30 protein-coding genes are annotated in these 26,218 nt (G+C 37.1%); 9 read left to right on the top strand and 21 right to left on the bottom strand.

All coding sequences use genetic code 11. The features are described 5' to 3' along the window. Positions 1–61: 61 nt before the first annotated feature. The 3 genes from ACFFIS_RS14905 to ACFFIS_RS14895 all read right to left on the bottom strand — a co-directional run bounded on the left by ACFFIS_RS14905 (position 62) and on the right by ACFFIS_RS14895 (position 1,869). Complete coding sequence (locus tag ACFFIS_RS14905) at positions 62–463, bottom strand: AAA family ATPase (RefSeq protein WP_390188169.1); 402 nt, start codon at positions 461–463, stop codon at positions 62–64. Positions 464–884: 421 nt separating this feature from the next. Continuing rightward, the gene (locus tag ACFFIS_RS14900) at positions 885–1,283 is read right to left on the bottom strand and encodes a hypothetical protein (protein WP_320380526.1); all 399 of its coding nucleotides are present in this window, start codon (positions 1,281–1,283) and stop codon (positions 885–887) included. A gap of 277 nt (positions 1,284–1,560) precedes the next feature. Next, positions 1,561–1,869, bottom strand: coding sequence for a hypothetical protein (locus tag ACFFIS_RS14895; RefSeq protein WP_390188168.1), 309 nt, complete (start codon positions 1,867–1,869; stop codon positions 1,561–1,563). A 310-nt stretch (positions 1,870–2,179) separates the two neighbouring features. On the opposite strand from ACFFIS_RS14895, the gene ACFFIS_RS14890 reads away from it, so the two are divergent. From ACFFIS_RS14890 to ACFFIS_RS14875, 4 genes are all read left to right on the top strand, one after another. Continuing rightward, on the top strand, positions 2,180–2,554 hold the full coding sequence (locus ACFFIS_RS14890) for a helix-turn-helix domain-containing protein (protein WP_390188167.1): 375 nt from the start codon (positions 2,180–2,182) through the stop codon (positions 2,552–2,554). Between the two features lie 69 nt (positions 2,555–2,623). Beyond that, positions 2,624–2,983, top strand: coding sequence for an Arm DNA-binding domain-containing protein (locus tag ACFFIS_RS14885; protein WP_320380530.1), 360 nt, complete (start codon positions 2,624–2,626; stop codon positions 2,981–2,983). A gap of 4 nt (positions 2,984–2,987) precedes the next feature. Then, positions 2,988–3,554: a site-specific integrase gene (locus tag ACFFIS_RS14880; RefSeq protein ID WP_390188165.1), complete on the top strand. Its 567-nt coding sequence runs from the start codon at positions 2,988–2,990 to the stop codon at positions 3,552–3,554. Then, entirely contained in the window at positions 3,485–3,757 is a 273-nt protein-coding gene (locus ACFFIS_RS14875; RefSeq protein WP_390188266.1) for a tyrosine-type recombinase/integrase, read from the top strand. Before ACFFIS_RS14880 ends, ACFFIS_RS14875 begins: the two co-directional genes overlap by 70 nt. A gap of 342 nt (positions 3,758–4,099) precedes the next feature. Here ACFFIS_RS14875 and ACFFIS_RS14870 read toward each other — a convergent pair whose 3' ends face one another. The 4 genes from ACFFIS_RS14870 to ACFFIS_RS14855 all read right to left on the bottom strand — a co-directional run bounded on the left by ACFFIS_RS14870 (position 4,100) and on the right by ACFFIS_RS14855 (position 6,466). After that, positions 4,100–4,609, bottom strand: a complete 510-nt coding sequence (locus tag ACFFIS_RS14870; RefSeq protein WP_320380532.1) for a QueT transporter family protein — start codon at positions 4,607–4,609, stop codon at positions 4,100–4,102. A gap of 136 nt (positions 4,610–4,745) precedes the next feature. Further along, complete coding sequence (locus ACFFIS_RS14865) at positions 4,746–5,501, bottom strand: 3-oxoacyl-ACP reductase (RefSeq protein ID WP_390188164.1); 756 nt, start codon at positions 5,499–5,501, stop codon at positions 4,746–4,748. A gap of 84 nt (positions 5,502–5,585) precedes the next feature. Further along, positions 5,586–5,807: a DUF2829 domain-containing protein gene (locus ACFFIS_RS14860; protein WP_320380534.1), complete on the bottom strand. Its 222-nt coding sequence runs from the start codon at positions 5,805–5,807 to the stop codon at positions 5,586–5,588. Between the two features lie 203 nt (positions 5,808–6,010). Next, entirely contained in the window at positions 6,011–6,466 is a 456-nt protein-coding gene (locus ACFFIS_RS14855; protein WP_320380535.1) for a carboxymuconolactone decarboxylase family protein, read from the bottom strand. 191 nt (positions 6,467–6,657) lie between these two features. Between ACFFIS_RS14855 and ACFFIS_RS14850 the strand changes: the two genes are divergently transcribed. Next, a complete protein-coding gene (locus ACFFIS_RS14850) occupies positions 6,658–7,443 on the top strand; it encodes a metal-dependent hydrolase (RefSeq protein WP_320380536.1) in 786 nt (261 codons plus the stop codon). A 380-nt stretch (positions 7,444–7,823) separates the two neighbouring features. On the opposite strand, the gene ACFFIS_RS14845 is transcribed toward ACFFIS_RS14850, so the two are convergent. Continuing rightward, complete coding sequence (locus tag ACFFIS_RS14845) at positions 7,824–8,540, bottom strand: sulfite exporter TauE/SafE family protein (RefSeq protein WP_320380538.1); 717 nt, start codon at positions 8,538–8,540, stop codon at positions 7,824–7,826. Between the two features lie 314 nt (positions 8,541–8,854). Continuing rightward, positions 8,855–9,589: a sulfite exporter TauE/SafE family protein gene (locus ACFFIS_RS14840; RefSeq protein ID WP_390188163.1), complete on the bottom strand. Its 735-nt coding sequence runs from the start codon at positions 9,587–9,589 to the stop codon at positions 8,855–8,857. A gap of 328 nt (positions 9,590–9,917) precedes the next feature. On the opposite strand from ACFFIS_RS14840, the gene ACFFIS_RS14835 reads away from it, so the two are divergent. Continuing rightward, positions 9,918–10,802 carry a fructose bisphosphate aldolase gene (locus tag ACFFIS_RS14835; RefSeq protein ID WP_390188161.1) on the top strand — a complete coding sequence of 295 codons (885 nt, stop codon included), beginning with the start codon at positions 9,918–9,920 and terminating at the stop codon, positions 10,800–10,802. Between the two features lie 250 nt (positions 10,803–11,052). Here the strand turns inward: ACFFIS_RS14835 and ACFFIS_RS14830 are convergent, their stop codons facing one another. After that, the gene (locus ACFFIS_RS14830; RefSeq protein WP_320380539.1) at positions 11,053–11,556 is read right to left on the bottom strand and encodes a CarD family transcriptional regulator; all 504 of its coding nucleotides are present in this window, start codon (positions 11,554–11,556) and stop codon (positions 11,053–11,055) included. Positions 11,557–11,722: 166 nt separating this feature from the next. Here ACFFIS_RS14830 and ACFFIS_RS14825 point away from each other — a divergent pair, with 166 nt between their 5' ends. Next, on the top strand, positions 11,723–12,151 hold the full coding sequence (locus ACFFIS_RS14825) for a MarR family winged helix-turn-helix transcriptional regulator (RefSeq protein ID WP_320380540.1): 429 nt from the start codon (positions 11,723–11,725) through the stop codon (positions 12,149–12,151). 168 nt (positions 12,152–12,319) lie between these two features. Beyond that, positions 12,320–12,820 carry a universal stress protein gene (locus ACFFIS_RS14820; RefSeq protein WP_390188159.1) on the top strand — a complete coding sequence of 167 codons (501 nt, stop codon included), beginning with the start codon at positions 12,320–12,322 and terminating at the stop codon, positions 12,818–12,820. Between the two features lie 208 nt (positions 12,821–13,028). On the opposite strand, the gene ACFFIS_RS14815 is transcribed toward ACFFIS_RS14820, so the two are convergent. The 6 genes from ACFFIS_RS14815 to ACFFIS_RS14790 form a co-directional block, all read right to left on the bottom strand. Next, the gene (locus ACFFIS_RS14815; protein WP_320380542.1) at positions 13,029–13,580 is read right to left on the bottom strand and encodes an O-acetyl-ADP-ribose deacetylase; all 552 of its coding nucleotides are present in this window, start codon (positions 13,578–13,580) and stop codon (positions 13,029–13,031) included. Between the two features lie 183 nt (positions 13,581–13,763). Beyond that, positions 13,764–14,063 carry a rhodanese-like domain-containing protein gene (locus tag ACFFIS_RS14810; RefSeq protein WP_390188157.1) on the bottom strand — a complete coding sequence of 100 codons (300 nt, stop codon included), beginning with the start codon at positions 14,061–14,063 and terminating at the stop codon, positions 13,764–13,766. 15 nt (positions 14,064–14,078) lie between these two features. Beyond that, a complete protein-coding gene (locus ACFFIS_RS14805; protein ID WP_320380659.1) occupies positions 14,079–14,441 on the bottom strand; it encodes a rhodanese-like domain-containing protein in 363 nt (120 codons plus the stop codon). A 108-nt stretch (positions 14,442–14,549) separates the two neighbouring features. Next, positions 14,550–14,810: a metal-sensitive transcriptional regulator gene (locus ACFFIS_RS14800; protein WP_320380543.1), complete on the bottom strand. Its 261-nt coding sequence runs from the start codon at positions 14,808–14,810 to the stop codon at positions 14,550–14,552. Between the two features lie 38 nt (positions 14,811–14,848). Beyond that, entirely contained in the window at positions 14,849–16,543 is a 1,695-nt protein-coding gene (locus ACFFIS_RS14795) for an FAD-dependent oxidoreductase (RefSeq protein WP_320380660.1), read from the bottom strand. Positions 16,544–16,731: 188 nt separating this feature from the next. Further along, on the bottom strand, positions 16,732–17,037 hold the full coding sequence (locus ACFFIS_RS14790) for a rhodanese-like domain-containing protein (RefSeq protein ID WP_320380544.1): 306 nt from the start codon (positions 17,035–17,037) through the stop codon (positions 16,732–16,734). Between the two features lie 370 nt (positions 17,038–17,407). Between ACFFIS_RS14790 and ACFFIS_RS14785 the strand changes: the two genes are divergently transcribed. Continuing rightward, the gene (locus ACFFIS_RS14785; RefSeq protein ID WP_320380545.1) at positions 17,408–17,569 is read left to right on the top strand and encodes a hypothetical protein; all 162 of its coding nucleotides are present in this window, start codon (positions 17,408–17,410) and stop codon (positions 17,567–17,569) included. A 190-nt stretch (positions 17,570–17,759) separates the two neighbouring features. Here ACFFIS_RS14785 and ACFFIS_RS14780 read toward each other — a convergent pair whose 3' ends face one another. The 5 genes from ACFFIS_RS14780 to ACFFIS_RS14760 form a co-directional block, all read right to left on the bottom strand. Then, on the bottom strand, positions 17,760–18,347 hold the full coding sequence (locus tag ACFFIS_RS14780; RefSeq protein WP_390188156.1) for a DUF7010 family protein: 588 nt from the start codon (positions 18,345–18,347) through the stop codon (positions 17,760–17,762). Positions 18,348–18,748: 401 nt separating this feature from the next. Further along, on the bottom strand, positions 18,749–21,028 hold the full coding sequence (locus ACFFIS_RS14775) for an ATP-binding cassette domain-containing protein (RefSeq protein ID WP_320380547.1): 2,280 nt from the start codon (positions 21,026–21,028) through the stop codon (positions 18,749–18,751). Positions 21,029–21,276: 248 nt separating this feature from the next. Next, positions 21,277–22,716 carry an NADP-dependent glyceraldehyde-3-phosphate dehydrogenase gene (locus ACFFIS_RS14770; protein ID WP_390188264.1) on the bottom strand — a complete coding sequence of 480 codons (1,440 nt, stop codon included), beginning with the start codon at positions 22,714–22,716 and terminating at the stop codon, positions 21,277–21,279. 782 nt (positions 22,717–23,498) lie between these two features. Continuing rightward, a complete protein-coding gene (mqo, locus tag ACFFIS_RS14765) occupies positions 23,499–25,001 on the bottom strand; it encodes a malate dehydrogenase (quinone) (protein ID WP_390188155.1) in 1,503 nt (500 codons plus the stop codon). Between the two features lie 223 nt (positions 25,002–25,224). Next, complete coding sequence (locus ACFFIS_RS14760; RefSeq protein WP_390188154.1) at positions 25,225–26,085, bottom strand: hypothetical protein; 861 nt, start codon at positions 26,083–26,085, stop codon at positions 25,225–25,227. Positions 26,086–26,218 lie beyond the last annotated feature (133 nt).

The following is a 26,218-nucleotide window of genomic DNA, read 5'->3' as shown; positions in this document are numbered from 1 at the left end:
AGGAATGGCTAAAAAACGAATCAACTGATGAATAATTATTTATTTTAGGGTGGTTCAAAATTTAATTGCGAAGTGGCTCACTTTTCACTTGCGAAATACATGACTCTGGTAAAGGATTTGTTTTTCCATTTTTCTTATAGAATAGGCTTCTCTTACCCGAAGAGCGTGAGTATGTCATTCGTAAAACAAGTTCATTTCCATTTAACAATCTGGCGTACCTATCGTTATTTGGAACATTACTAAAAGTTAATTCTATTCTTGTATGGCTAGCATTCGAATATTGATGTGCTCCTGAATGAAAATGAGGTTCTTCTTCTATGTAATTAAAAAAGGCATTTAGTGCCCTCAATACTGCAGATTTTCCTGAATTGTTTTTCCCAACCAGCGCAGTTATTTTATCATGATTAATGTGACATTTATTGATAGAACGAAAATTTTCAATACTAGTTCGTATAAGTTTCATCTTTCTCAATACCTCGCTATCATTATTTATTCTCTTATTTTCCACTCATTAAGCTTATAAGTTTTTTTAGCTATTAATAAGATTTGTACTTCTTTTCATTTTCACTTTGAGTAAGTAGTCCTATTACAATGATACCAGCGCTGACAGCTTGTCACAAGACAGTGACTTACAGATAACTGGAAATGTCATTAGGAAAAAGTAATATATCTAAGCTATAAAACTTGTAATTTTGTAACTCCTCTTCGCAAACCGCAGCAGATCGACTAAAAAGAGGATTACAAGTTGTAATTTCACTTGTAATCCTCACACATATGGTTTGTAATTTTTCTAGTAACCTCTTTCTTTGTAATCCTCGCAAACCCTATGATGACGGTATTTACAGGTATTGAATTACAAGATACCATGCTCATACCTAGTAGATTTAAAAACTGTTTCTAGAAAAATTGAACCCCCGCTCTTCTAATAACTCTTGATTTACATGAATAGCACGCTGACTACGCTTTTTATGCCTTACGACTTTATAATCAACTATATTTCCTTGATTCTTTTGCTGAATCGTTAACTGTTGCTTCATCCAAGCTTCCCTAATTTGTTTAGCGTCAGATCCTAATTTCTGTTTCACATAGTTTACAGTCAAAAATAAGCCCTCTTTATTCACGATGGCATGGGTGCCATTGGTCGGTTCGTATTCATCAAAAATATGGCTTCTGTTGGCGTCTAGCTCTTCCAGAATTTCAATCAATACATTTTTCGGCCGATCTGCATGACTATTCTCTGCACAGATGGTGAAGAAGAGTTCCGGGAAGTCATTGACTGGCATGTCCATTCCTTCGTCATTAAAAAGATCGTTCAAGACTTCAGCAACAAATACGATTTACCCTATATAATCTATTATCCTTAGTGAAAAAAGGGTCTGGAATTCCAAACCCCTTCACTTCTTCTCTAAACATTTCATGCGCCATCAATCACAACGCCCCCTAAACTGCGACGTTGCGATTATAACTTCCATGCGATAAAATGGAATTGAACAATTTTGTGTTAGCCCATTTAACTCATTGCCGTGAGTTAAGGGGCTTTTTTGTGCTTCTGCATTGGTTTCAACCCTTCCTCCGATACTTCAAAATATCTCTCCCATTATGCTTTAACTCCTCGTAATAGCGATCTAAATAACGATCAACGTCTTTTTTGTGGAACATATAGCATTTCCCCTTTTTTAACGTTGGAAAGTCTGGGTCACTCAGGAAAACTTTCGAGATTGTCGGCCAGGACAAGCTAAGGTATTTTTCCAACTGTCTGGCATCCATGAAATACACATCCTCTTCCAATTCCAGTGAGCGAATATGCTCGTCCACTTTTTCTAAAACTAGTTGATTGATTGCCTCTTCATTGATTTCCATGATTCTCATTAAGCTCACCTCCCCTCTGCTGTCATTAAGCAATAGTCTCAAATACTATGAAACTTTAATGACCAAGTTGACCACATTTTACAATAGAGTTTTTTATAAAGCAACCAAAAAGTTTACTGTAAACTCAACTTTTTCCGGTGATATTTAGACAATCGTATAAAGCCTATATAACCGCATGATATCAGTAAACTACATGTAGTTTTGTAGTTTATAATAAACTTATTAGTTTCCGTTATATAAACTTTGATATCCAACAAAACATATTGTAATATGGTAGCTACACACATCATTTTTCAAAGGATGAATCGAGATGAAATCATTAGGGGAAATAGTACGTCAAAGAAGATTAGGTAAGAACTTAACTCTCGATCAACTGGCTATACTCATTGATTCATCAAAGTCCTACCTGTCCAAGCTTGAAAATAACCATATCGAAAAGCCGAAACCAAGCACTCTACGTAAGATTGCTAAACAGTTGGATATGGAATATAACGAGCTGGTCATGCACAGCAACTATGTAGACAAGGACACGATGAGTTGGAAACTGCCCTCTGCTACTTACTATGAGATAGATTCCATTTTAGAGGATAAGAAAAATATCATTATGGTGCAGGGGAAAATATTAGAGAAAGGAGAAAGAGAGAAATTATTGAAGATGGTTCAATTACTTTTTGATCTGGAGTAAGTTCGGCAGTTCTCTTCTTTGATATTCGTTTTCTGTGAACAGCAAACGTCATGAAGGAGATAAAAGAGAATGGCTTATATTAACCAAGATAAGTCGTCATGGTACTTTGTCGTTTCTAATGGGAAAGATCCAATTACAAACAAACCACGACAAATTAAACGAAGAGGATTTAAAACACGAGAAGAGGCAGAGTTGGCAGCGTTGGAGATTGAGCTGCAAATTAAACGAGGTGAGTACTTTCAAGGGGAGAACATGAAGTTCCAGGCGTTATATGAGGAATGGATAGAGTCTTATCCTTTTACTAGAAAAAAAGCTCCACGAGAAACCGTAAAAGCTCTGCCAACATTTATTAAGCGTGTGGGCACAGACACCCATTCAAAAAATTTCAAAACAAGTGTACAGGCAGTATATGAATTCTCTAGTATCTAAATATATGTATAACACGAGGGAAGGCATCCATATCGTCGCTAAAATGATATTCGATTATGCGATTGAAATGGATTATATCAACAAAAATCCAACGGACAACTATAAACTGCCTAAGAACCTTGAATACGAAGAAAACGAAGAAAAACTCGTTTTTCTAGAAAAGGAAGAACTAAAGGTTTTCTTGAAAATTGCAAAAGATGAAGGCTTACCGAACGACTATGAATTCTTCAGTCTTCTCGCTTATTCCGGCATGCGAATAGGAGAAGTCATTTCACTTCAGTGGAAGGATCTAGACTTTCAGAATTCTTCTCTTTCAATTACGAAGACCGACTATAACCCTAGTAACAATAAGCGCGAATTTGAGTTGCAAACACCTAAAACAAGGAGCTCCATGAGAAAGATACTGATCGATTTGACCATCATGAAGTTATTAAAGGAACTAAAGGATAAGCAAAACGAATTTATTAAGAAAAATAAACGCTTATATAAGACCAGGGTTTCATTTTTACATGTTCAGAAGGCTATCCGTGTACAATTAAGCAATTTTCCAACCGTCTGCAACGTCTGCTAGCAAAAATGCCCGACTTATGTAAGCACATCACACCACACTCGTTCCGGCATACACACGCTTCATTATTAATCGAAGCGACTGTCAATATGAAAGTCATTTCCCATAGGCTCGGACATTCTTCAGTAGCGACCACGGACGAAATTTACGGACATCTGACTAGAGGATTAGAAAAAGAGGCCTCAATGAGAGACCTCCATATTTAGAGTGATTTTATCGGCGCTTATGACCAATAAAATGACCACGGTATGAAGAGAAGTGCTCTAACCCTTGGTATATCAAGGGCTTAGAGTTTTCCTTACATCATGCCGCCCATAAAGCCAATTAGTTCTCCCAATAAAAAGCTCCACATTATCCACCGGTCAAAAACTACCACACAAAGCATCTATCCCACAACATCCAAAAGCCACATAAAATTAGTAAAATAAAAAGAAAATCGGATAGAAAGCAGCAATATATAAGTCCCATCCCCAATCATAAATTACCCAAATAAAAAAAGAAGCAATGTTTACCCAACGGATAATCATTACTCCCAAATCTCAATATAATTACTTCGTTAAATCAATTTTCTTACTTACAAAATATATGATAAATCCACCGACGGTCATAGATAATAATTCACCCACACCTACGATAAACCATGTATAGAAAAATGGTAAATCTAAAAGAATATGCAGCTGACCGGCAACGGTAAACATCGATATTGCAAAGATTACAGCAGTTACTGCCATCTTCTCAATATGGTTTTTCATATTCTTTGTCACTGCACGGCATAAAACTAACACTAGGAATGTCGCAATCCCACCAATTGGAACATCAAGTGCCCATGTTGGTGACATAAAATTAGCAAAAACTACTCCTAACGTGACAGCTACAACATAACGTTTATGATACAGTGCTAAGTAATTAAACATCTCCGAAAGTCGTAGTTGAATCGCACCGAAGCTTATGACCGCTAACATAACGGTAACGACAAAGTAAAGTGCTGCTACTAGCGATACTTTTGTCAACTCATGAACAGAAGTTCGCGAAGGATGACTTGAAACAGATTTATTCATTTTTATTCTCCTTTGTAAAATAGCTATCCCGCTATTTTAGTAATAACTACGACCAAAGAAGACTAAGTGCCGTAGTGCAAGCTCTGTTTTGCCTGCCTGCATATTGTATCACAAGTTTTTCCACCTTGTATACTTTCTATTTTACAATCCAACCACCATCAAGCGGTAAGACCGCACCATGCATGTAACTTGCTGCCTCACTTGCTATAAAAAGCGTTAGATCTGCTACTTCCCTTGGCTGTGCCCATCTGCCAGCTGGAGTTTCAGCGGCAACCCATTTTGCCATTTCGCCATCTCCCGCGAAATCTGCTTGATTCATCGGTGTTTGAATCGCACCGGGAGCGATTGCATTCGCACGTATACCTTTACGACTATAATCATACGTGAGCTGTTTGGTATACCCAATAATTGCATGCTTTGAAGCCGTATAGGCCGCTCCACCACCACCGGCAACAAGACCTGCAATAGAGGCGATGTTCACGATGACACCATTTTGTTTCTCAAGCATATGTGGAAGCACTTTATTTGTTACAAAGTACATTCCCTTCACATTTGTATTCATCACTTTATCCCATAGCGCTTCATCCGTATCAAGTGTCGTTGCATAACCATCTAAAATCCCTGCAGTGTTTAGCAAAATATTTATTTCTGAAAATGTCGTAATTGCCTTTGCAACTGCTTCCTTGACAATATGCTTGTCTGCCACACTACCAACAACATAATAAAAGCGATGCTTATATTGCTGCGCAAGTTCACGCAATCCTTGCTCGTCTATATCAAGTGCAAATACATTTGCGCCATTTTCTAAAAAAGCCATCGCCTGTGCATGACCAATACCTGAAGCAGCTCCCGCTATAAATACTGTCTTCCCTTTATACTCTGGAAAATTCATTTTCATCCTCCAACCTTGTTGTTTCACAAAAAAAGGAAAGTAACGATACTTTCCTTTTTTCATCTATCATATTTAAAAAATCTCTTACTCCACTACCTTCCAGTCCTCAGCTAAAATATCACAAACTGTTGGAGTGAACATGGTATATCCTTCCCCTACAACGTTAATTAAAAAGTAAGGATTTAACTTTTCGTTATCATGTGTGCTTTCTTCTACTAATTTAATATACAACTCAGCACCAGCCCAACCCTCACGAATAACCTTTTTTCCTTCTTTTAATAAAGGTAAAACTTTTTCAAATGTCATATAGACTCAACCTTTCGTTTTAAAAAATAAAACAATCTGCTAAGAAAATAGTAGCGGGATTTTTAAAGAAAGGCAATCAGAAGGCTATTGAACAACAAACTTTCCAATACAAACCATCTATTATCCATTTGACTACAATCCCGTACACACCGTTACAATCTATAACGTTACCACTCACTTCTATTCCAGGGTATTATTTGTTACTAATTTCTAGGTTGATACACGCCTGCTACAGCACGCGTTGTAATTGCAAGCCGATTCCAGCTATTAATCGTGTTAATCGCATAAACAAGATCAACAAAGTCCTTTTCAGCAAAATGTTTACGTACTTCACGATATAATTCATCTGATATATGATTGGTTGAAATTTGTGTAACTGCCTCTGTTAGTGCTAAAGCTGCACGTTCCTTTTCGGTATAAAAATCAGTTTCACGCCATGCATTTAATGCATAAAGCCGTTGCTCTGTTTCACCGTTTGCTCGTGCGTCCTTTGTATGCATGTCCAAACAAAAAGCACAGCCATTTATTTGTGATGCTCGTGTTTTAACGAGTTCTAATAAGGTTGATTCAAGATTGGTGGATTTTATATACTTTTCAAAGTCCATCATAATTTTTGCGGCCTGTGGTGCAACTTTATAATAATCTATACGTGCTTCCATGAAAATCCCTCCAATTAACTTATTGCAAATCCATTATAATACTAGCCATATGGCATACAAAATATAGTGCCTATATGCTACTTACAGAACCCCCAAAATATCTATTGCTTTTTAACCGCAATATACAGTTCTTATTTACCTTCTTAGACATACATTGATGATGGGATTTTAAAAACTTAGGGGGTAATAAGATGAAGGTTTTACGACTTGGCCATGCCATGTACCAGTTAACGAGTAAAGAAGGCAACAACTATGTAATTGATCCATTTATTGATTTAAATCCAGGATTTCCTCAACAATTAAATCATAAGGAGTTTTTTCAAGCGATTGATTGTGTGTTTTTAACACATGGGCACTTTGATCATACGAGTGGTCTTGCAAAAGTAGTGGAGCATAAGCCAGATATAATGATTGTTGCCCAATATGAACTAGCCTTAATCCTCCTTGGGCAAGGAATTAAAAATGTATTGCCTATCAATTTAGGTGGTTCGGTTTCATTTGATGATGTTACAGTTACGATGGTACAAGCGAGACACTCGTCTTCTTACAATGAAACGAATGGGACACCTGTATATGCTGGGGAATCAGCTGGATATGTCTTTGATTTTGTAAATGATTATACCCTTTACCACTCCGGTGATACAGCATTAATGTCTGATATGAAGTTGATTCAGGATATGTATGAACCTGATATTGCCATATTATCGTCATCGGGGCACTTTACCATGGGGCCGAAAGAAGCTGCATATGCAGTGAAAAATTTATTAGAAGTTAAATATGTTATCCCAAGCCATACTTTTCCAACGAGTAAAACTGCCACATCACCAGAATCATTGAAAGATCTACTGAAGGCCTTTCCAGTCGTGGAACATATGATTGATAAAGATAAGGAATTACAAGCATTATTAAAAGATTATCCACATACCACAGTTACAACGATAGGATTTGGAGAAGAAAGGACTTTTATAGGGGTCTGACCCCATCGGTTTTGCATGCATGGATAAAAATCCCATAGGTTGATAAAATGAACATTTTTATTTACAGAAATAAAAAAGCTCCTTTGTAGAAGAAATCTTCTACAAAGGAGCAACCAATGAATAAAAGTAGAGGTCATAAACAGTTATAAGTCAATGTTTATAGGGGAGTTGCTTCGCAAAAAGTCCCGAACAGCCCCTTTACTTCACAAGTCCGTTTGTGAGAATTCAATCTTTGCCTTTTTCTTCAAGTAGTTCTACTATCTTTCCATTTGTTTTATTTAGCCTTCTTAACTGAACTTCTATCGCAATAAGCGTCACTACCACCATAATCACAAAAATAAATCCCATTCAAAACTCCTCGCTTTCAAGGGTCTGACCCCCTATCCTAGACTTTCAACAAGCAGGTATATCCCGGTGAATAGTAAGATAATATATGTAAATATGCGAAAGGCTTGTTCGCTAATTCGTTTAAATAAAAGCTGGCCTACATACAAACCTACGAAAACTAGTGGCAAAGCAATCCCACTTGAAATCCAAACTGTTTGATTTGTCCCAACAACAATCACTTGAATGATAAAACTTATCAAGTAAATAAACAAATAAAATGCTAAAGTTGTCCCGCGTAACTTTTCCTTTTGCGTCTCCGTTCCCGAAAAATATAATAATATCGGCGGTCCAGGCATCCCAATACTAGTTGTTAAAGCACCTGATAAACCTCCAACAATGCCATCTCTTCCTCTACTGCGTTTGACTCGGAATCTCATCATGAGCATACATGTTAAACCTAAAATAATAATACTTACTCCTAATTTCAATTTACTTATATCTAATAATAAAAAGACCATGAGACCAATCGGTAATCCCATTATGCTACCAACTAAGAATCTCTTTAATATGCCAAAATCAATATCTTTGGTAATTTTTCTTATTAAGGCACTTGAAATGACGAGTGATAAAAGAAGATTAATCTGGATTGCTTCAAATGGCTCAAATAGTAGGAGCAAAAATGGTGTCGCTAAAATAGAAAAACCAAATCCTGTACTCGTTTGCAGTATGGAAGCGACTAAAATAATGATGAAGAAAAGTAATATATCCATGGAGAACCTACTTTCAAAAAATCTGGCTACATTTCATATGATACACTGCGGCCATTGTATCATATTTCACCCATGTAACTATATGAAAAAAATAAGATTTTTCATTTTAGTACGCATAATTTTGATATTTAAAATGTGATTTGAATATCCACTCCCATATTCCTGTACAAATCAGCTATTACATAACCCCCACAGCAACAACATCCTTTACAAATTAGCTATTGCATAACTTTCACAGCAACAAACCATCCTTTTTTCGAGTCGAACATCACATCACAAATTGACCAAGATAGGTCTCTATCTTTCGTTGTCTTTTATAAAATATGCTCCGCAGCAATTTGAAAAATCAATGCTACTGTCACCATTCTTAATACCGGTTTCACATATGCAGGTTTTAACTTTTCAGCTATCCGTACACCAATCTGTGCTCCTGCAAGGGATCCCAACATTAGTGCTAATGTTACTGCCCACATTACTTTTCCAGTGGCAATATACGTAATCGCCGCTCCAAAACAACTTGAAAACGTGGCGAGGCGCATCATTCCTACCGCACGAATATAGGCGATATTTAGGTAATTAAACAAATAAAGCATTAACGTCCCTTGCCCCGGGCCAAATAGTCCATCATATATTCCAATACTATAAAGCCCTAATACACTGCCCTTGCTAAACTTTAAGCGCTCTTTACCAGCAAAATTATCTTTTCCTAAAAATGATACGATAAATGCAATAAAAAGTAGTGCAATTGCCATCACATACATATGCTCTGCCGTAATCCGTGATGCAATAAAACCTCCACTCACGCCACCGCCAATACTTACAGGGACAATCCAATATGATTCTTTTATAGATATTTCCCCCTTTTTAAGCAGATAATAAAAGCTTGAGAAGGAACTCACTGTATTTGATACTTTATTTGCCCCAATAGCTGAGTGAACAGGTATTCCCATAAACAGCATAGCCGGTAAATTAATGAGCCCTCCGCCTCCAGCCAATGTCCCTAGCGTTGTCGAAGTAATACCAATTATAAATAAAATAATATATTCCATTATGGCCACTCCCTTTTGTCATCTACATTTAGTATAACGAGAAAGGTTATATAAATAAAATATATATTTTTTATATAAATGCATAACTAATATTTATATACCCATATTAAAATAACCCCTTATACATACGCCTAACAGTGATAATTGCACATTTACCTACCGTAAAAATTCGCAGTTAAAACTTTTTCCAAATGTAACCGTTTCATTAATTCGCATGACTATATCCTTTATTCTGAACGTGTTAAAATGAAGGAAAGTTACTTCTACATGAGGTAATGTATATTTTCCGAAGTGCTGATGAAACTATACTGGAAAAGGAGTGAAAATGATGAATCAAAATCATTTTGAAAGAATCAAAAACGATAAAGGGTTTATTGCTGCACTAGACCAGAGTGGTGGTAGTACTCCAAAAGCTTTGGCGGAATACGGTGTACAAGAAAGTGCCTATAAAAACGAAGAAGAAATGTTCGATTTAGTCCATGAAATGCGGACAAGAATTATTACTTCACCTGCATTTGATTCGAAGTATATTTTAGGTGCTATTCTTTTTGAACAAACAATGGATCGTAAAATTGAAGATATGTATACAGCTGATTATTTAGCTGATAAAAAAGGTATTGTGCCATTTCTAAAAGTTGATAAAGGTCTTGCTGAAGAAGCAAACGGCGTACAACTGATGAAGCCAATGCCAGAACTTGATAGTTTATTAAAACGTGCAAATGAACGCCATATTTTTGGTACAAAAATGCGCTCCGTAATTAAAGAACCAAATGAAGAAGGAATTAAAGCTGTTGTTGATCAACAATTCGAAGTTGGTAAGCAAATTATCGCAGCAGGACTTGTTCCAATCATTGAACCAGAAGTTGATATTCACAGCCCAGAAAAGGAAAAATGTGAAGCTTTACTAAAAGCAGAAATTCATCGTCATCTCGATAACTTAAGTGAAGATGAAAACGTCATGTTAAAAGTAACAATTCCTACAGAAGCAAACTTATACAAAGAATTAATTGACCATCCAAGAGTCGTACGTGTTGTTGCACTATCCGGTGGCTATTCTGCAGATGTTGCTAACGAAAAATTAAAAGAAAACAATGGCCTTATTGCAAGTTTCTCTCGCGCATTAAGCCAAGATTTAAATGCTAATCAAACAGATGAGGAATTTAACACTGTACTTGAAAAAGCAGTAAAATCAATCTATGAGGCTTCTATCTAATTCACAAAGCCTATCATATATTCGCATGTATGACAAAAAGTAGTTCATTTTTGAAGTGATCCTTTCTTTCCTTCAAGGTGAACTACTTTTTTACTTTCTCGTATATTTTTAAGTGATATGGATTAATTTTGGCCACACATATGCCGTTTCACAGAGGGAATGATTAAAAGACGGGGGTCCATGAGGGATAATACAGCATCTAACTAGTTACATACATGAACAGGAAATCTGTTACATGCTGTACGTTGCATTATGAGATTTTCTTTAAACTTTGCTCCACTTTTCCAATGATTTTTTCATAAGGCGTTTTTAATACAATTGATAGTTCTCTAAATAATATATCTTGAATGGATTCTAAAATATCTCCATCTTGCACGGATAATTTTTTTCCTTCCATTTCAATTTCATGCTTTTTTCTTAATAAAGTATTGGCTACATTGGCAATATCGCTACGAATTCCACTACGTAAAATATCATGATACACTTTGGAACGTAATTGAGGTCTTTCTATCCAATCCGTACCTTCCGAATCGAATGACTCTAAAATATTTGCCGCCTCATCCTTATCCATTAAGTTTTGGATCATTTTCTTACTATTATCTACAGGAGTACTAATTGTCAATTGATTGTCATTTTCAATTGGACTTAATACGTAGTATGCTCTCGTAACTCCCGCATAAGTCTTTTCACTAATATCATCTACCTTACATATCCCATGTCCTGAATAGATGACCAAATCATCAATCTTATACATTTTATTAGCTCCTTTAGACTATATTGTCAACTTAGTTGACTATATGTCAATTTTATACTATTTTCCACTATGTTGTCAACCTAGTTGATATTATTCCCTAATTTCTATATATTAATTACAGATTATGTTATAGGGGGTCAGACCCCACCTTCAAGGAGTGAAAAGAATGCATGCTGACTTCAATCTGATTGATTTGATAAGTGAGCGCCATGTTCAATTACGCAAATTAACCGAGAGCTTGTGGAATGATCATAGTAATATTTATATTTCTAATTCGGAATGGTTTATTTTAGCAAAAGTCTATCAAAAAGAACAAACAACTATTTCATATGTTACAAGACAACTTGATATTTCCCGACAAGCAACACATAAGTTCATAAAAAGTCTGGCGGAAAAAGGGTTAGTAATCATCGACAGTCTAAAAGATAATAAAAAAGAAAAATGTATTCAATTAACAGAGTTAGGGCAGCAATATTTAGAGAAAAATAAATCACTAAAAAATGAAATTGAAGATAAAATCAAAGAGGAAATTGGAACTGAAAAGCTAGATACGTTGAAAGTAATCTTAAACTCTGATTGGGGAATGGAGTCATAATCACTTTCCATTGCTTTTCTTCAATCCTTGCATCTAGGACGATTATAATGCGTTGTAATATAAGCTTCATCATATTTTAATATAACTTTAAGTTTCAAACAGCAGTTATCCGTGAATACACTATATGAATCCTTTTGTTTTACAAAACGTCAAAGGAGTGGAAAGCGGATGAATGAATATCGTCATATCTTAGTAGCATTTGATGGGTCTGATGACAGTAAGAGCGCTTTGGAAACAGCGGAATATATAGCGAAGTTTAGCGATGCTCACTTAACAGTAGCCTATGTTCATGAACCTTCAACTGATGCGTTTGCTCATGCAATCACCGCTCAACCCGGTAACACAAATTATTATCAATCACCACTTACTGGTGACCTTGTTCCAACACCAGATGCAAATCTTGGACAGTCCGATACAAACCAACAGGACTATACACCAGATCATGTTATTTCCAAAGCACGGGTACAGCTCTCTCATATAGTAGAGGCAGACTACGAAATCCTAACAGGCAAACCTGCAAATGAAATTACCGATTTTGCTAAAGGAAAAGATATCGATCTGATCATCATCGGAAATCGTGGTCTAAATGGTATAAAGGAATTCGTCCTAGGTAGTGTAAGTAAGAAGGTTGTTGACGAGGCAACGTGTCCAGTATTAGTTGTAAAATAGCGTAAGGCTGGGACAAAACCAAAGTGTCAGATCCCTCAACTACTACATTCCATATGTAATGAGCCTTTTCCTAGTTATAGTAGTTGGATGAGGGGGGTCAGACCCCTATAAGAGAGACCTTTTTTAAGTGTCTTTCTTATAGGGTACATTTTATTTGTCCCGGCCCCCTTTTTATTTTTATGTAAATGGTGAGGAGCAATCAGCAAAGTTACTGTAGAACACGTTTTAGTTTTGTTGTATAAATTTTATAATCCTCTTCGGAAAACAACGTCATCACAACTTTTCCAAATGCGTGATCACGCAAAAAGTCTACGATTGTTTTCATGGCAATTTCTGCTGCTAAATCAACTGGAAAGCGATAAACTCCCGTTGATATGGAAGGAAAGGAAATACTAGATAAGCCGTTATCAACCGCAATTTTTAATGCATTTTTATAGCAATTTGCTAATAACATTTCCTTGTTTTCCACATCTGTATACCATATTGGTCCTACGGTATGAATAACATACTTAGCTGATAAATGATATCCCTTTGATATAACAGCTTCGCCCACAGCCAAGTATTCTCCGTTTAATTGTTCCTGACGTATTTGTTTGCACGCCTCCAACAGTTCTGCACCAGCCGCTTCGTGTATTGCACCATCTACACCACCACCGCCCATTAGCAATCCATTCGCAGCATTCACTATTGCATCCGTCGTTTGCTTTGTGATATCACCCATTTTCAATTCTAGCTCGTTGCCATGTATTGAAACCTTCAAAATGGTCGCCCCCTTCAAATCCATCTTTTTCATATATATCTCTTCACTACTCCATCTACATTCATTGTAAGTTACATTTACCAACACGTGAAGCAATATACAACGCAGGTATATCGTAGGCCAATTAAAAAATCTTAATAAAAAAGGGAAAGAAAAAGGGTTAACCTTTTAACTTTCCATTTACTACTGTATGTTTCCTTTCCAGTTATTCATTCCGCCGACCATATCCTCTACTTTATACCCTAATGCTTCCAGTATTCCACACGCTGCTTTACTACGGTTACCTGATTGGCAAACCATAATATAGTTCTTATCTTTGTCTAATTCATCCTTTCGTAGAGCGAGCGTCCCTAAAGGAATGTGTATCGCACCAGGTATTTTCCCACTCATTACTTCCGCACTTTCCCGAACATCAATTATTTCTACTTTCTCACCATTTTCAATACGATTCCTTACTTCCTCTGGTGTAACCTGTTTAGCCATGCGCACAATCTCTCCTTAATGCCAAGCGCTCATACCGCCTCTTACATTATAAATTTGCTGAAAACCTTGTTTTTTGAGAAGTTTTGCTGCCTGTTTACTTCTCATGCCACTTTGGCAAATTACAACTATCTCTTTTTCTTTATCTAATTTATTTATTTGTTGTCCTGCCAAATTTGCAAGGGGAATATTTTTAAAACGTGCTTGGTGATTTGCTTTATATTCACCAGGTGTACGTACATCAATAAATTGAATATCTTTATCTTTTAGTTTATCCTTCGCCTCTTGTATTGTAATATTCGTAACACCCTTTGTTGGGAGAAACCGAAGAATCACAAATAAGGCAATAATGATTACAAAAATTAGTTGCATAATATCCATTTTCACATCCCTTTCTTCAACTCACCCTTATACCTATATGGGTATATTTCACAATAAAAAGAGTGAGGCTTGCAATAAGGGGGTCTGACCCCTTATGTCGCGGCCTCATTATCTACTTTTTACTAATAGGTTAACTGCCTCTTTTACAAGTTCCTCGGTACTTTCGCCTTTTTCTACATTTTCTCTTACACATTGTTCCAAGTTCATGCTCACTATTAGACCAATCGTCCGATCAATTGCATTACGTGAAGCTGATAATTGTGTAATCACATCGCGGCACTCTTTATTTTGTTCAATCATATTCAAAACACCTTTTATTTGGCCATCGATTCGCTTTAACCGATTCACAACCGATTTATCGTAATTCATCTGTCCATCCCCTTTCGACCTTAAGCACTACTAAAAGTTTACTTAAAATGATATGCTGTTACAATTTTATTTCTACCCAATTGTAGATCTTGATAATACTCATACAAATTAATCCCCAAATAAGAACCAGAAATATTGTACACATTGTCATAGCCCATATTTTGTAAAGCCATCACCATATTATAACTTCTTTGCCCGGAACGACAATGAATATATACAGGTTGGTCTGTTGGAATTTCATCTAATCTTTGTCTAAATTCGCTCAATGGAATATTCACTGCCGTTTTCAAATGTCCAACAGCATATTCACCTTTTTCTCGCGCGTCGATAATAAAAGCATTGTCCTCTACTAATTCACGCACTTGGGAGACTTTTACTTTTTTATATCTTCCGTGAAGTAAATTAAGTGCAACTAATGCTGCGTGGTTGACCACATCTTTTGCCGTTCCTAACATTGGCGAATATGTTAACTCGAGGTCTTTTAAGTCTTCCAACGTCCCATTCATCGTAATCATCGTTGCAATGACGTCGATTCGTTTATCTACATTCCCTTTTCCAATCGCTTGGGCACCTAAAATTTTACCAGTTGGATATTCATACACAAGTTTAAAATGCATTGGATTACTATTTGGCATTAAACCTACTTTATCCCCTGGCATAATGTAAACATAGTCCACATTCATACCTGCTTGTTCTGCTGTACGAACATTTAATCCTGTTGAAGCTGCATTTAAATCAAATAAATGGATTGACGAGGAACCAATGACACCATTATTTCTACTTTGAATGCCATACATATGGTCTGCCGCTGCTCTTGCTTGCTTTTGAGCAGGTCCCGCTAATGATAATCGTGTTGGTTTGTGTAAGAGACGATGGTATACTTCAATCGCATCCCCAACCGCATAAATATTTTGATCGCTTGTGACGTAGTTATGATCTACTTTAATTGCACCAGTTTCGCCAATTTCTAGGCCCGCTTCTTGTGCTAAATTAATTTCAGGTTTTACGCCTATCGCCAATACGACTGCCTGTGCTTCTATTTTTCTACCAGATTGCGTTTCAACATACGTGTCGCCAATCTTCTCCAACCCATCATTTACAATTAAGTTTACGCCATGATCAACCATTTCCTTATGCATAATTTGTGCCATATCGTAATCAAATGGAGTCATTACTTGATTTGCAAATTCTACTAATGACACATTATATCCTGCAAGTTTTAAGTTCTCTGCTACCTCTACACCGATAAACCCGCCACCAACAACAGCGATATCGTTTATTCCCTTTTGGTTTACGAAAGCGTGTATTCGCTCAATATCCACGACATTTCGAACTGTAAAAACATGTGGCTTATCGACGCCGTCAAAAGGAGGACGGACTGGTGTCGCTCCCGGTGAAAGAACTAGTTTGTCATACTTCTCCTCATACACATTATTCGTCAAGACCTCCTTAACCGTAATTGTTTTCTTATCTCGATTAATTTTAACAACTTCTTGGTGCACTCTCGCTTCAATATTGTAGCGATTTTTAAATATATCGGGGTTCATTAATACGAGTTGCTCACTATTTTCTACAATACCGCTTAAATGATACGGCAATGAACAGTTTGAGAAAGATACATGTGGGCCTTTTTCAAACATGATAATCTCCGCATGTTCATCCAGTCTTCTAACCCGGGCCGCAACAGATGCTCCTCCAGCAACGCCACCGATAATTAATATTTTCCTTCCCATGATCACCGCTCCTCTTATATTATGTTTAGGCATTATTTTTCCACCTATTGTTTCCTAATTGATTTGTAAATTATTAAGCCTGTTACCCGTTACTTTGCACTATAGGCGGACGCTTTCCGCGGGCACAGCCTCACCCTCCGTCCAAGAGCTAAGTCCCAATGATTCTAAATCGAAAGGAGGTTGATCTCTTACTTATTTATTTCTATTTCACCTTGCCAAGCTGACATGCCACCAGTCATATTTGTTACATCATAACCTTGACTTATCATATACTCACAAGCTGCAGTACTCCTCCCTCCAGAATGGCATACTACATAGTAATGTTGCTGCTTATCCATTTTAGCTAATTCATTCGGTATATCGCCGAGAGGTATATGTTTTGCTCCTGGGATTTTCCCTTGGGCAACTTCCTCATCTTCCCGAACATCAATAATATGGATCTCGGCTCCATTCGTTATCTTTTCTTCAAGCTCTTTTGGTAAAATTGTCTTCATACATATTAGCTCCTTTAATTATCCGTTTATTTATATTAACTTACCCCAGTGGGTATATAAAAACTAAAAAAAATATATTCTATCATGATATGCTTATTTTAGATTGGCCTCGCCACATTACCCAAGGGGGTATCCCTCAATATGTGTTCATTATATACCCCCCTAGGTAAAAAATCAAGGGAGAAATTTTATCATTGTAAAGATATTACGCGGGAAGAATAAAAGTAACATAAGGAATCATGAGAGATTTTCACACTAGGCAATAATAAAGTGCATATAACTTATGAAATGTAAAATAGGGATATTTCCAATTTAACGGCAATTCCGCTATAGTTTAAGATAAAGGTAATTGAAGGGAGTGGGGATCGATATGAGATGTGGTGCGAAATGTTTTATTGTCAACTTGGAATTGCGCGATAGGAAGAAAACTACCTCCGTCATCGTAAGAAGTCCCGCTGAAGCAAGAAAAAGTATTCGTAAAAAATATGGATCTGATGTGGAAATTCTTTCAGTTATTGAAAAGAGGCAATAAGCGTACCCATTTATGCACGGAAAAATATAAAAATAACATTTTTTCAAAATGAGTTATTTTACACTTGTTAGATGAATGGATTAGCATGCGATTTTGGAATCTAGCATTATTTGGAGAAAAATTCAATACGAGGCCTAAAAAAAACCGCTTGGATATGCATAGATTGCTAAGCGGTTTCAAGATATAATTATTATGAAGCACTTTGTTTGATAGAAGTTGTTTGTTTCCTATTTTCACTTATCAGTATAATAGTTGTTATCAAGTAAATGGCACACAGCCCAAAAGGCAAGATTGTATATACATGTTCCATCAGAGCAAAACCTACGAGCGATGAAAAAGCGATAACTGCGACTGGTAGAAATATATAGGCTTTACTATTATATAATGCATGAAAAGGAAGAAAGTGAGCACCAGTTAATATCGCAATAAAAAATGGCAGCCACTCAATCTGTTCCATAAAGATTAAAATCAATATCGGTGCAAATAGAATCTGCATGGCCCCTAAAACACCACTCATATTAGATAGTGGGTTATCTTGTGCAAAAATATCAATTTTACAAAGACTTGCTACAAATATACTGAGAGGAAAAATCATTCCTGCTCCAATTAAATAAAATAGTCCTAATAAGTTGATGTGCATGTCAATAAAACCGAGTACCCCCATTAGTAACCAATATGCTGTTCCAACATAAATCATCGTAACTCCCTTTTTTGTACGCCCAATTAGATCTTCTTTAGCTTCGATTACATTTAATTTTTCCTCATTCGTATTGGTCATCCTCTCTTTCACCCTCCTTGTTCATCTTGTAAATAATAATCATAAAATCAGTATAGCATAAATTAATCATAAAGAGACATCATTCTGAAAATTGCACTTCATGTTCTGTTATGCGATAACAGGCGAAATATGATTATCATTTGAGTACCTTGCTATAAGGGGGGAAATACTTCACCAAACGAATATCCGCAATCTTCCATTATAACAAGTGTCACTAGCTTTGGTTGGAGATAGTTTATAGAATAAAGTGGAACTCCAATCAGTAGGTCTTTCCCCACTTCCCCTATCGATTGTTCACGGAACGGAATCGGGATTTTATCGGCTGTTGCCCCTCCCATTCTCATTCGTTGCCTAATGGAAGAAGGAGTCTACAGCCAAATAGCCCATATTACATTTCCCTACTAATATGGATGTTCTTTCACCGCAGCCTTTAACCATTTTGCTGTCACTGTTTCGGCATATAACATTTCTTCTGGTGTGCCTTCAAATATAATCTGTCCACCTTTTTTCCCTCCACCAGGACCTAACTCAATTACCCAATCGCTCGCTGCTATAAAATCCAAATGATGTTCAATAATGAAAACGGAATTACCTTTGTTTACAAGGTTTTGAAATACGTCTAAAAGTTTTCCGCTATCCTTTGTATGCAGTCCTAAAGATGGCTCGTCTAACAAGTAGATTTGCCCCTCCTTTTGTAAGTGGCTTGCAAGTTTTAGACGTTGCACCTCTCCTCCACTTAAAGAGCTTGTCGTCTGTCCTAACGTTAAATATCCTAAACCAACGTCTTGCAGTTTCTGAACGCTCTGCAAAATTTTAGGCATTTTAAAATAAGCCGTCGCTTCATCTATTGTTAAATCTAACAATTGTACGATATTTTTATCCCCATATCGATATGACAATGCTTCATCTGAATATCGCGAACCGCCACATGCTTCACACCGAATTGTCACAGGATCTGCAAATGCTACATCTGGTTTTGTTACGCCTTTTCCTTTACAGATAGGACATGCGCCAAGGGAATTAAAGCTGAACAAACCCGCTCGTTTTCCTGTTTCCTTGGAAAATATCGCACGAATATCATCCATTATTCCCATATATGTGGCAAGTGTCGAACGACTCGAGACTCCTATACTACCTTGCCCAACCATGATGGTTTCAGGATAATTCTTCGCAAATGCATCTAACATAAGAGAACTTTTACCTGAACCGGATACACCACATATAGAAACGAAAACATGTTTGGGTATATGGATGCTTATATTTTTCAAGTTGTGATGATTTGCGCCTTTTATTGTAAAATAACTTTTTATTGCCCGTGGTTTTTTGTTTATTTTTAGCTTATGGTCTAGAGATGCTGCAGTTGGCGTGTCTTTTAATGTATCTAATTTACCTTGATAGATAACCTTCCCCCCATTTATACCTGCCCCTGGTCCCATCTCAATAATTTCGTCCGCTGCTTTTATTACGGATAGATCGTGTTCGATTACAATGACGGTATTATGTTGTGCTTTTATATCTTTTAACATTTCTACGAGCATATCCACTTCTTCTGGATGAAGCCCTGCACTTGGTTCGTCGAAAATATATGTAATATTGTTGAGGCTACCTCCTAAATGACGGGCTATTTTCACTCTTTGTGCTTCACCACCAGAAAGGGTACTCATTTTTCTTGAAAGGCTAAGATAACCCAATCCCAATTTATTGAGCAGTTTTATCTGTGGAATTACCTGTCGAGCGATAGATTCTCCCATCGGATCCTGTATGTTTGTAAGTTCTTCCGACAGTTCTATAAGTTCTAATTGCTCATAGTCTGCAATATTGAAATGATTTATTTTGCAAGCCAATACTTTCGGATTCAGACCAGATCCTTGGCAGGTTGCACAAAATGAACGGGTTGCTACGGCTAAGACATCATCTTGAGAAACTTCTTTTAGTTTGGAAATATCTCTATTGATATAGAGACGTGTAAATCTTGGCAATAAGCCATCCCACTCATGTGGCTGTGGTCCGTTTTTTGTGTGAAATGGTGCATAGACCTTTTCACCTTCTGGGGGACCATACAATAATAGGCGGAGCTTTTCTTTGGGGTAATCTTTGATAGGTAGATCCGGATCAAATAGTCCGCCGGTCATCATCCATCTGCCTTGCCAACCTGAGGGAGAAAGTGGCTTAAATTTTACTGCATAATTCCGAAGTGACTTGTCAAAGTCGATTATTTTATGGCGGTCAGGCGTCACGACTTCTCCAAATCCACTACATTCCGGGCATCTACCAAAGGAGCTTTGACTCGAAAAGTCCGTTGCAGAACCGATTGTTGGCTTTCCTATTCGTGAAAATAAAAGTCTAATAAGTGGCTGGATATCCATATAAGTACCTACAGTTGAGCGAGAATTGCTCCCTATTGGTCTTTGCTCTACTACAACGACTGGACTTAAGTTCTGCATCAAGTCTGCGTGTGGCCTTTCGTACCTTGGCATTTGATTTCGAACATAAAGCGGATAATTGAACGTCATTTGCCTTCTACTTTCTGTTGCGAGTGTATCAAAAACAACAGAGCTTTTCCCCGATCCAGAAAGCCCAGTGAAAACAGTAATTTTTTCCTTCTGGATGTTTACATCAATATCTTTTAAATTATTTTCTTTCATTCCTCTTAAAATGATTTCATCTTTCATTTCTGACATTTTATCATCCTTTCTCGCATAGGTTTACGAAGCTTATGCGGGAGATGTAGCATTCATTATATCAATTAACCGCTTGTTTATCCCTCATTCGGTTATCATTGGCTTCATTTTCGTAGCAGCTGATACGTTCTATATTGGTTAGTTCCGTTTTCTAATTTATAAAAACGCCCATAAAAATAGAGCGTATTTCTGATAAACATTGAAAATACGCTCTACTATTATTTACTTTTATATCAAAACACGTAAATTTATTCAGCCAAATTAAGCACTGTTATTTTTTCACGTGTCATTGATTCGATACTCTTCTTAATTCCTTGTACTCCCATTCCAGATCCTTTCACACCGATAAATGGGAAATGGTCAGGTCCTCGCTCCGTACGACCATTAATTTGAACTGAACCGACTTCAATTTTATTTGCAATCGCAAATGCTTTATTAATGTCTTTTGTAAAAATACTTGCTTGCAGTCCATATTCAGATTCATTCGTTATGCTAACTGCTTCTTCATCTGATGTCACGCGGATGATTGGTAACACAGGTCCAAATGGTTCCTCCCATGCTACTTGCATGTCTCCTGTAACATGATCTAGAAGTGTAGGATAGATGAGGTTTTCCTCCCGTTTGTTTCCTGTTATCAATGTAGCACCTTTTTCAATGGCATCTGTAATTAAACCTTGAACAAAATCAGCTGACTTTGTATCAATTAAAGGTACAACGGTACTATTGTCTTCCGGTGAACCTACAGCTAATTTATCTATTTCTTCCTTCAACATGCTTACGAGTTCGTCCGCTACTTTTTCGTGTACTAAGACACGCTTAATTGCTGTACAGCGTTGGCCTGAATAAGAAAAGGCACCACTAATAATTTGCTTGACAGCTTCATCTAAGTCAGCATCTTCCCGAACAATTCCAGGATCCTTTCCACCAAGTTCAAGCACTAACGGAACTTTTGTAGCCGTTTTGGCTAAATGATTACCTGTCTCTGTTCCACCAGTAAAGGAAATCATATTGATACCTTTATGCTCAACAATATAATCACCAATGTCAGAACCCTTACCTGTCACTAAGTTTACAAGACCTTTTGGCAAGCCTGCTTTACTTAGTGCTTCTATCATTTTCGTACCACTTAGCGCACCTTGTGTAGCAGGTTTGAAGACGACAGCATTTCCTGCCATCAATGCTGGTGCTATTTTAGCAGCAGATAAGTTTACCGGATAATTGAACGGAGAGATCGCTAACACGACACCTAGTGGAACTCGCTCGACAATTGCAATTTTCGACTTAGAGCCGCCTGGAAAACTGTCCCCTCTCATGCTTTCTCCTTGGGTATGTTCTGCTTCTTCTATCGTATATCGAATGAAGTCGGCAGTACGCACGACTTCTTTCTTCGCATCGTTATAAGCTTTCCCTACTTCTTTCATAATGACTTCCGCAATTTCATCTTGCATATGCACTAATTCATCAGCCCATTTATATAAATAGCTACCACGTTCCTGTAGGGAAACATCCGCCCACTTCGCTTGTGCTTCATGTGCATATTGAATAGCTTCGTCCACTTCCGCCTTTGTAACGGCTTGTACCTCTCCAATCACCTGATGAAGATATGGAGACTTAATAGCAATAGTATGACCAGATTCGCTATTTTTCCACTCTCCGTTGATATAAAACTTATGCACTCCTGATGTCATTTCATGAGATGTCATTTTTATTTCTCCTTCCATGAAAAACATATTATCTCACCTATCGTGAACTCACGATAGGAACGAAGCCAATCTATCTTATACAAGCATCTATGTATCAATATTACAATTGGCTTCTTTTTACAAAATAGTAAATAAAACTTTTGTTTTTCATATCATATACTTTACTTTTTTGATAAACAATGTTCAACTTCTATGTTTGGTGAGCGGTTACATTTTCCATATTTTCATATTGAAGCAAGGACATATCGGTGCGCGTTACCATCTGACATATTTATCCCTAATATAAACCTAATTGTCTCTTATCTTTCCCATCTAAAATTGAAATAACCTCCAATCTTCCGTTGATTAGAGGTTATTTCATCACTTATGCTTATTTCATATATATTTCAACTAGCGCTAGACATCTATCTTTAGTCATTTCCGCCTGTATACTCGTGTATTCGTAGGTCTCTCATGATCCGCCTTGATTTTTCTTTATTGCTGATTCTGCCGCAAGACCTTTATCCTTGACCCATTCACGCTGTTCATTCCTTAACTGATCCATTTTATCAGTAGAAAGTTGACTTTTTAATATGCCCTATTTTAAGCAGATCTTCCCATTTGCTATAGAAGTTACCCAACACCTCATCCATGTCCATCTACATACCATCTGTAAATTTTCCCTTGAAGTACTTCATATATTAGATACAACTTCATGAAATCTCTCTATGTAATCCTTCTTTCCATTCTCTACGAAAAGGAAAAAGCATAGACTGCCAATTTGGCGTCTATGCTTCTTGTAAACTACCTGTTTTCATTAATCCGAGAGCCTGCGACGTATCCTCATTAATTTCACGGAAAAGTTCTGGTTCTTCTCCAAGTGAAATGCCATAAGAAGGAACCATCTCTCTTATCTTTTCTTCCCATTCATCTATATGTTCCGGGAAACATTTCTCTAAAACTTCTAACATGACATGAACTGCTGTGGAAGCACCCGGTGATGCGCCAAGTAATGCAGCAACTGAGCCGTCCTCACTACTGACAACTTCTGTACCAAACTGTAGTGTTCCATAACCAGTTTCTGTATCTTTAATTACTTGTACTCGCTGACCTGCCACAACAATATCCCAATCCTCGGCTTTCGCATTTGGAACAAACTGACGCAGTTCTTCTATACGTTTTTCATTTGATAGTAGTACCTGTTGGATGAGATATTTTGTTAGTTTCATTTCCTTTGCGCCTGCCGCCAACATCGTAAGCATATTATTTGGCTTTACCGAACTAATTAAGTCGAAGTTTGAACCCGTTTTCAAAAACTTCGGCGTAAATCCAGCAAACGGACCAAACAATAATGATTTTTTATTATTAATATATCTTGTATCCAGATGTGGCACAGACATTGGTGGTGCGCCTACCGCGGCTTTACCATACACTTTTGCATGATGGCGCTCTACAATTTCTGGCTTGTTACAAACTAGGAATAATCCGCTTACAGGGAATCCCCCAATATGTTTTGACTCAGGAATTCCTGTTTTTTGTAATAACGGCAGACTTCCGCCACCTGCACCGATAAAGAGAAATTTTGCGGTATGATGGGAGATTCTACCGCTTTCAACATGCATCACTTCAACCTTCCACAAGCCATCATACGTACGCTTAATATCTAGGACCTGATGTTTGTAGTTTAATTCAACATTTTGGCTCTCTAAATGGTCAAACAACATACGTGTTAGTGCCCCAAAATTAACATCTGTTCCAGAGTCAATTTTAGTTGCTGCTATTGGTTCATTTGTTTTACGATCTTCCATAATAAGTGGAATCCATTCTTTCAGTTTCTCTGGGTCATCTGAAAATTCCATTCCCTGAAAAAACAGACTCGTTGAAAGTGCTTCCATACGTCTTTTTAAAAATGCTACATTATCTTGCCCTTGCACGAGACTCATATGTGGTAATGGCATAATAAATTCTTCTGGATTACGTATCAAATTATTTTTTATTAGATAAGACCAGAACTGTTTAGATTTGTGGAATTGCTCATTAATTGTAGTTGCCTTCGTAATATCTATCGAGCCATCCGAACCCTCTGGTGTATAATTCAGTTCACATAATGCAGCATGCCCTGTACCCGCATTATTCCATTCATTTGAACTCTCTTCACCAGCACTTGCTAATTTCTCAAACACCTTAATCTTCCACTCAGGTGCTAACTCCTGCAAAAGCGCTCCTAAAGTAGCACTCATAATCCCCGCACCGATCAAAATAACATCGGTATTCACTTGTTTGTCACTCATCTCTACCATATCCCTTAACCCATTAATTTACAAAAAAGATGTGCCGTTTCCACCTTACATATTTATGTAAAAAAAGGAATGAGCCACATCTCTCTCAAACTATTATAACCCAAAACCCAAAGAACCGCCCTCTCATTCGACGTGAAAGTGAAACATGGGGACGGTTCTCATGTTTCATGAGCAAGAGCATGAAACATGAGAACCGTCCCTCTGTGTCATGATTTTACTCTCCAAAAATACCCTTCATTTCTTTTTCAGTTACTGCACGGAAAAATAATGTTTCGTTAGTAGTCCAAAAGGATAAGTCAAAGCCAGTAGTCGCTGTACGAAAGTCTCCCTTTAGCTTAGTTTGCATCCCGTCTACTACAGTATAGAACTCCACCATATGCCCATCTGTTATCCCATTCAGTTCATATGTTTTTTCTTCGTATGATTTATGGTTATCTTTCGTGGCCATAAGTAGTGTAGCCGTTACATCCCCTTCAAGATTGGCTTCATCGACTTTTATGAGCAACTGTAACGACTTATCATCATTCGTATAATAATATCCGTACACATTATTAAATTCAGAGAAAAATTTACGTAAACGACTTTTCTCCTTTTCCTCATTTTGATCAATAGCAATTTGCAATGCTTCATGTATTGTCATTTCATATTCAGCAAGTTTTTCTTTGTTTACTGCCCTATATAACTTACTATCTTCTTCTCCTTGCTTGTGTATCAGGAGATTCTCTTCAGACAATGTGGCAACATACGTCACGATTTTTCCACCCTCGTTTGTCTGCCATTCATATCCTGTATCAGTAAATTCACCAGTTAACGGGGACTGTTTTTCTTCAATATGCGGTAGATCCCTGACATCTTCATCTTCTATTAATACATGCTGATAAAAGGTGCCCTTTACTTTTCCATTCCGACTTGTTAATTCAAACCAGTAAAGTATACCGTCTTCACTATATACAAACGCATCTGATTTGTTTAAAGGATCTGATTGATTTTTCACTTCATATATTACCCACCAACACACTATGCCAATAAGCAGTCCGCCCAGTGCAATTAGCTTCCACCTTTTACGTATCCCCATTGTCCTTTTCCCCTCAACCACATATTTTTACAACAAAATTAAAATTGGGCCCTTACCATTTTATTTAACTAACCCCTATTTAATACCCACATTTTTGTGAAACATGGGGACGGTTCTCCCGTTTCACGCAGGT

Origin of the sequence: Paracerasibacillus soli (genome assembly GCF_042432965.1) — a bacterium.
Lineage (GTDB): Bacteria > Bacillota > Bacilli > Bacillales > Amphibacillaceae > Paracerasibacillus > Paracerasibacillus soli.
Note: the sequence above shows the minus strand (reverse complement) of the source record. Positions and strands in the feature narration are given on the sequence as shown.

Excerpts from the sequence above, each read along its gene's own strand:
- ACFFIS_RS14905 (WP_390188169.1), bottom strand. The coding sequence starts at position 463 with ATGAAACTTATACGAACTAGTATTGAAAATTTTCGTTCTATCAATAAA.
- ACFFIS_RS14900 (WP_320380526.1), bottom strand. The coding sequence starts at position 1,283 with ATGCCAGTCAATGACTTCCCGGAACTCTTCTTCACCATCTGTGCAGAG.
- ACFFIS_RS14895 (WP_390188168.1), bottom strand. The coding sequence starts at position 1,869 with ATGAGAATCATGGAAATCAATGAAGAGGCAATCAATCAACTAGTTTTA.
- ACFFIS_RS14890 (WP_390188167.1), top strand. The coding sequence starts at position 2,180 with ATGAAATCATTAGGGGAAATAGTACGTCAAAGAAGATTAGGTAAGAAC.
- ACFFIS_RS14885 (WP_320380530.1), top strand. The coding sequence starts at position 2,624 with ATGGCTTATATTAACCAAGATAAGTCGTCATGGTACTTTGTCGTTTCT.
- ACFFIS_RS14880 (WP_390188165.1), top strand. The coding sequence starts at position 2,988 with ATGTATAACACGAGGGAAGGCATCCATATCGTCGCTAAAATGATATTC.
- ACFFIS_RS14870 (WP_320380532.1), bottom strand. The coding sequence starts at position 4,609 with ATGAATAAATCTGTTTCAAGTCATCCTTCGCGAACTTCTGTTCATGAG.
- ACFFIS_RS14865 (WP_390188164.1), bottom strand. The coding sequence starts at position 5,501 with ATGAATTTTCCAGAGTATAAAGGGAAGACAGTATTTATAGCGGGAGCT.
- ACFFIS_RS14860 (WP_320380534.1), bottom strand. The coding sequence starts at position 5,807 with ATGACATTTGAAAAAGTTTTACCTTTATTAAAAGAAGGAAAAAAGGTT.
- ACFFIS_RS14855 (WP_320380535.1), bottom strand. The coding sequence starts at position 6,466 with ATGGAAGCACGTATAGATTATTATAAAGTTGCACCACAGGCCGCAAAA.
- ACFFIS_RS14850 (WP_320380536.1), top strand. The coding sequence starts at position 6,658 with ATGAAGGTTTTACGACTTGGCCATGCCATGTACCAGTTAACGAGTAAA.
- ACFFIS_RS14845 (WP_320380538.1), bottom strand. The coding sequence starts at position 8,540 with ATGGATATATTACTTTTCTTCATCATTATTTTAGTCGCTTCCATACTG.
- ACFFIS_RS14840 (WP_390188163.1), bottom strand. The coding sequence starts at position 9,589 with ATGGAATATATTATTTTATTTATAATTGGTATTACTTCGACAACGCTA.
- ACFFIS_RS14835 (WP_390188161.1), top strand. The coding sequence starts at position 9,918 with ATGAATCAAAATCATTTTGAAAGAATCAAAAACGATAAAGGGTTTATT.
- ACFFIS_RS14830 (WP_320380539.1), bottom strand. The coding sequence starts at position 11,556 with ATGTATAAGATTGATGATTTGGTCATCTATTCAGGACATGGGATATGT.
- ACFFIS_RS14825 (WP_320380540.1), top strand. The coding sequence starts at position 11,723 with ATGCATGCTGACTTCAATCTGATTGATTTGATAAGTGAGCGCCATGTT.
- ACFFIS_RS14820 (WP_390188159.1), top strand. The coding sequence starts at position 12,320 with ATGAATGAATATCGTCATATCTTAGTAGCATTTGATGGGTCTGATGAC.
- ACFFIS_RS14810 (WP_390188157.1), bottom strand. The coding sequence starts at position 14,063 with ATGGCTAAACAGGTTACACCAGAGGAAGTAAGGAATCGTATTGAAAAT.
- ACFFIS_RS14805 (WP_320380659.1), bottom strand. The coding sequence starts at position 14,441 with ATGGATATTATGCAACTAATTTTTGTAATCATTATTGCCTTATTTGTG.
- ACFFIS_RS14800 (WP_320380543.1), bottom strand. The coding sequence starts at position 14,810 with ATGAATTACGATAAATCGGTTGTGAATCGGTTAAAGCGAATCGATGGC.
- ACFFIS_RS14795 (WP_320380660.1), bottom strand. The coding sequence starts at position 16,543 with ATGGGAAGGAAAATATTAATTATCGGTGGCGTTGCTGGAGGAGCATCT.
- ACFFIS_RS14790 (WP_320380544.1), bottom strand. The coding sequence starts at position 17,037 with ATGAAGACAATTTTACCAAAAGAGCTTGAAGAAAAGATAACGAATGGA.
- ACFFIS_RS14785 (WP_320380545.1), top strand. The coding sequence starts at position 17,408 with ATGAGATGTGGTGCGAAATGTTTTATTGTCAACTTGGAATTGCGCGAT.
- ACFFIS_RS14780 (WP_390188156.1), bottom strand. The coding sequence starts at position 18,347 with ATGACCAATACGAATGAGGAAAAATTAAATGTAATCGAAGCTAAAGAA.
- ACFFIS_RS14775 (WP_320380547.1), bottom strand. The coding sequence starts at position 21,028 with ATGTCAGAAATGAAAGATGAAATCATTTTAAGAGGAATGAAAGAAAAT.
- ACFFIS_RS14770 (WP_390188264.1), bottom strand. The coding sequence starts at position 22,716 with ATGACATCAGGAGTGCATAAGTTTTATATCAACGGAGAGTGGAAAAAT.
- mqo (WP_390188155.1), bottom strand. The coding sequence starts at position 25,001 with ATGAGTGACAAACAAGTGAATACCGATGTTATTTTGATCGGTGCGGGG.
- ACFFIS_RS14760 (WP_390188154.1), bottom strand. The coding sequence starts at position 26,085 with ATGGGGATACGTAAAAGGTGGAAGCTAATTGCACTGGGCGGACTGCTT.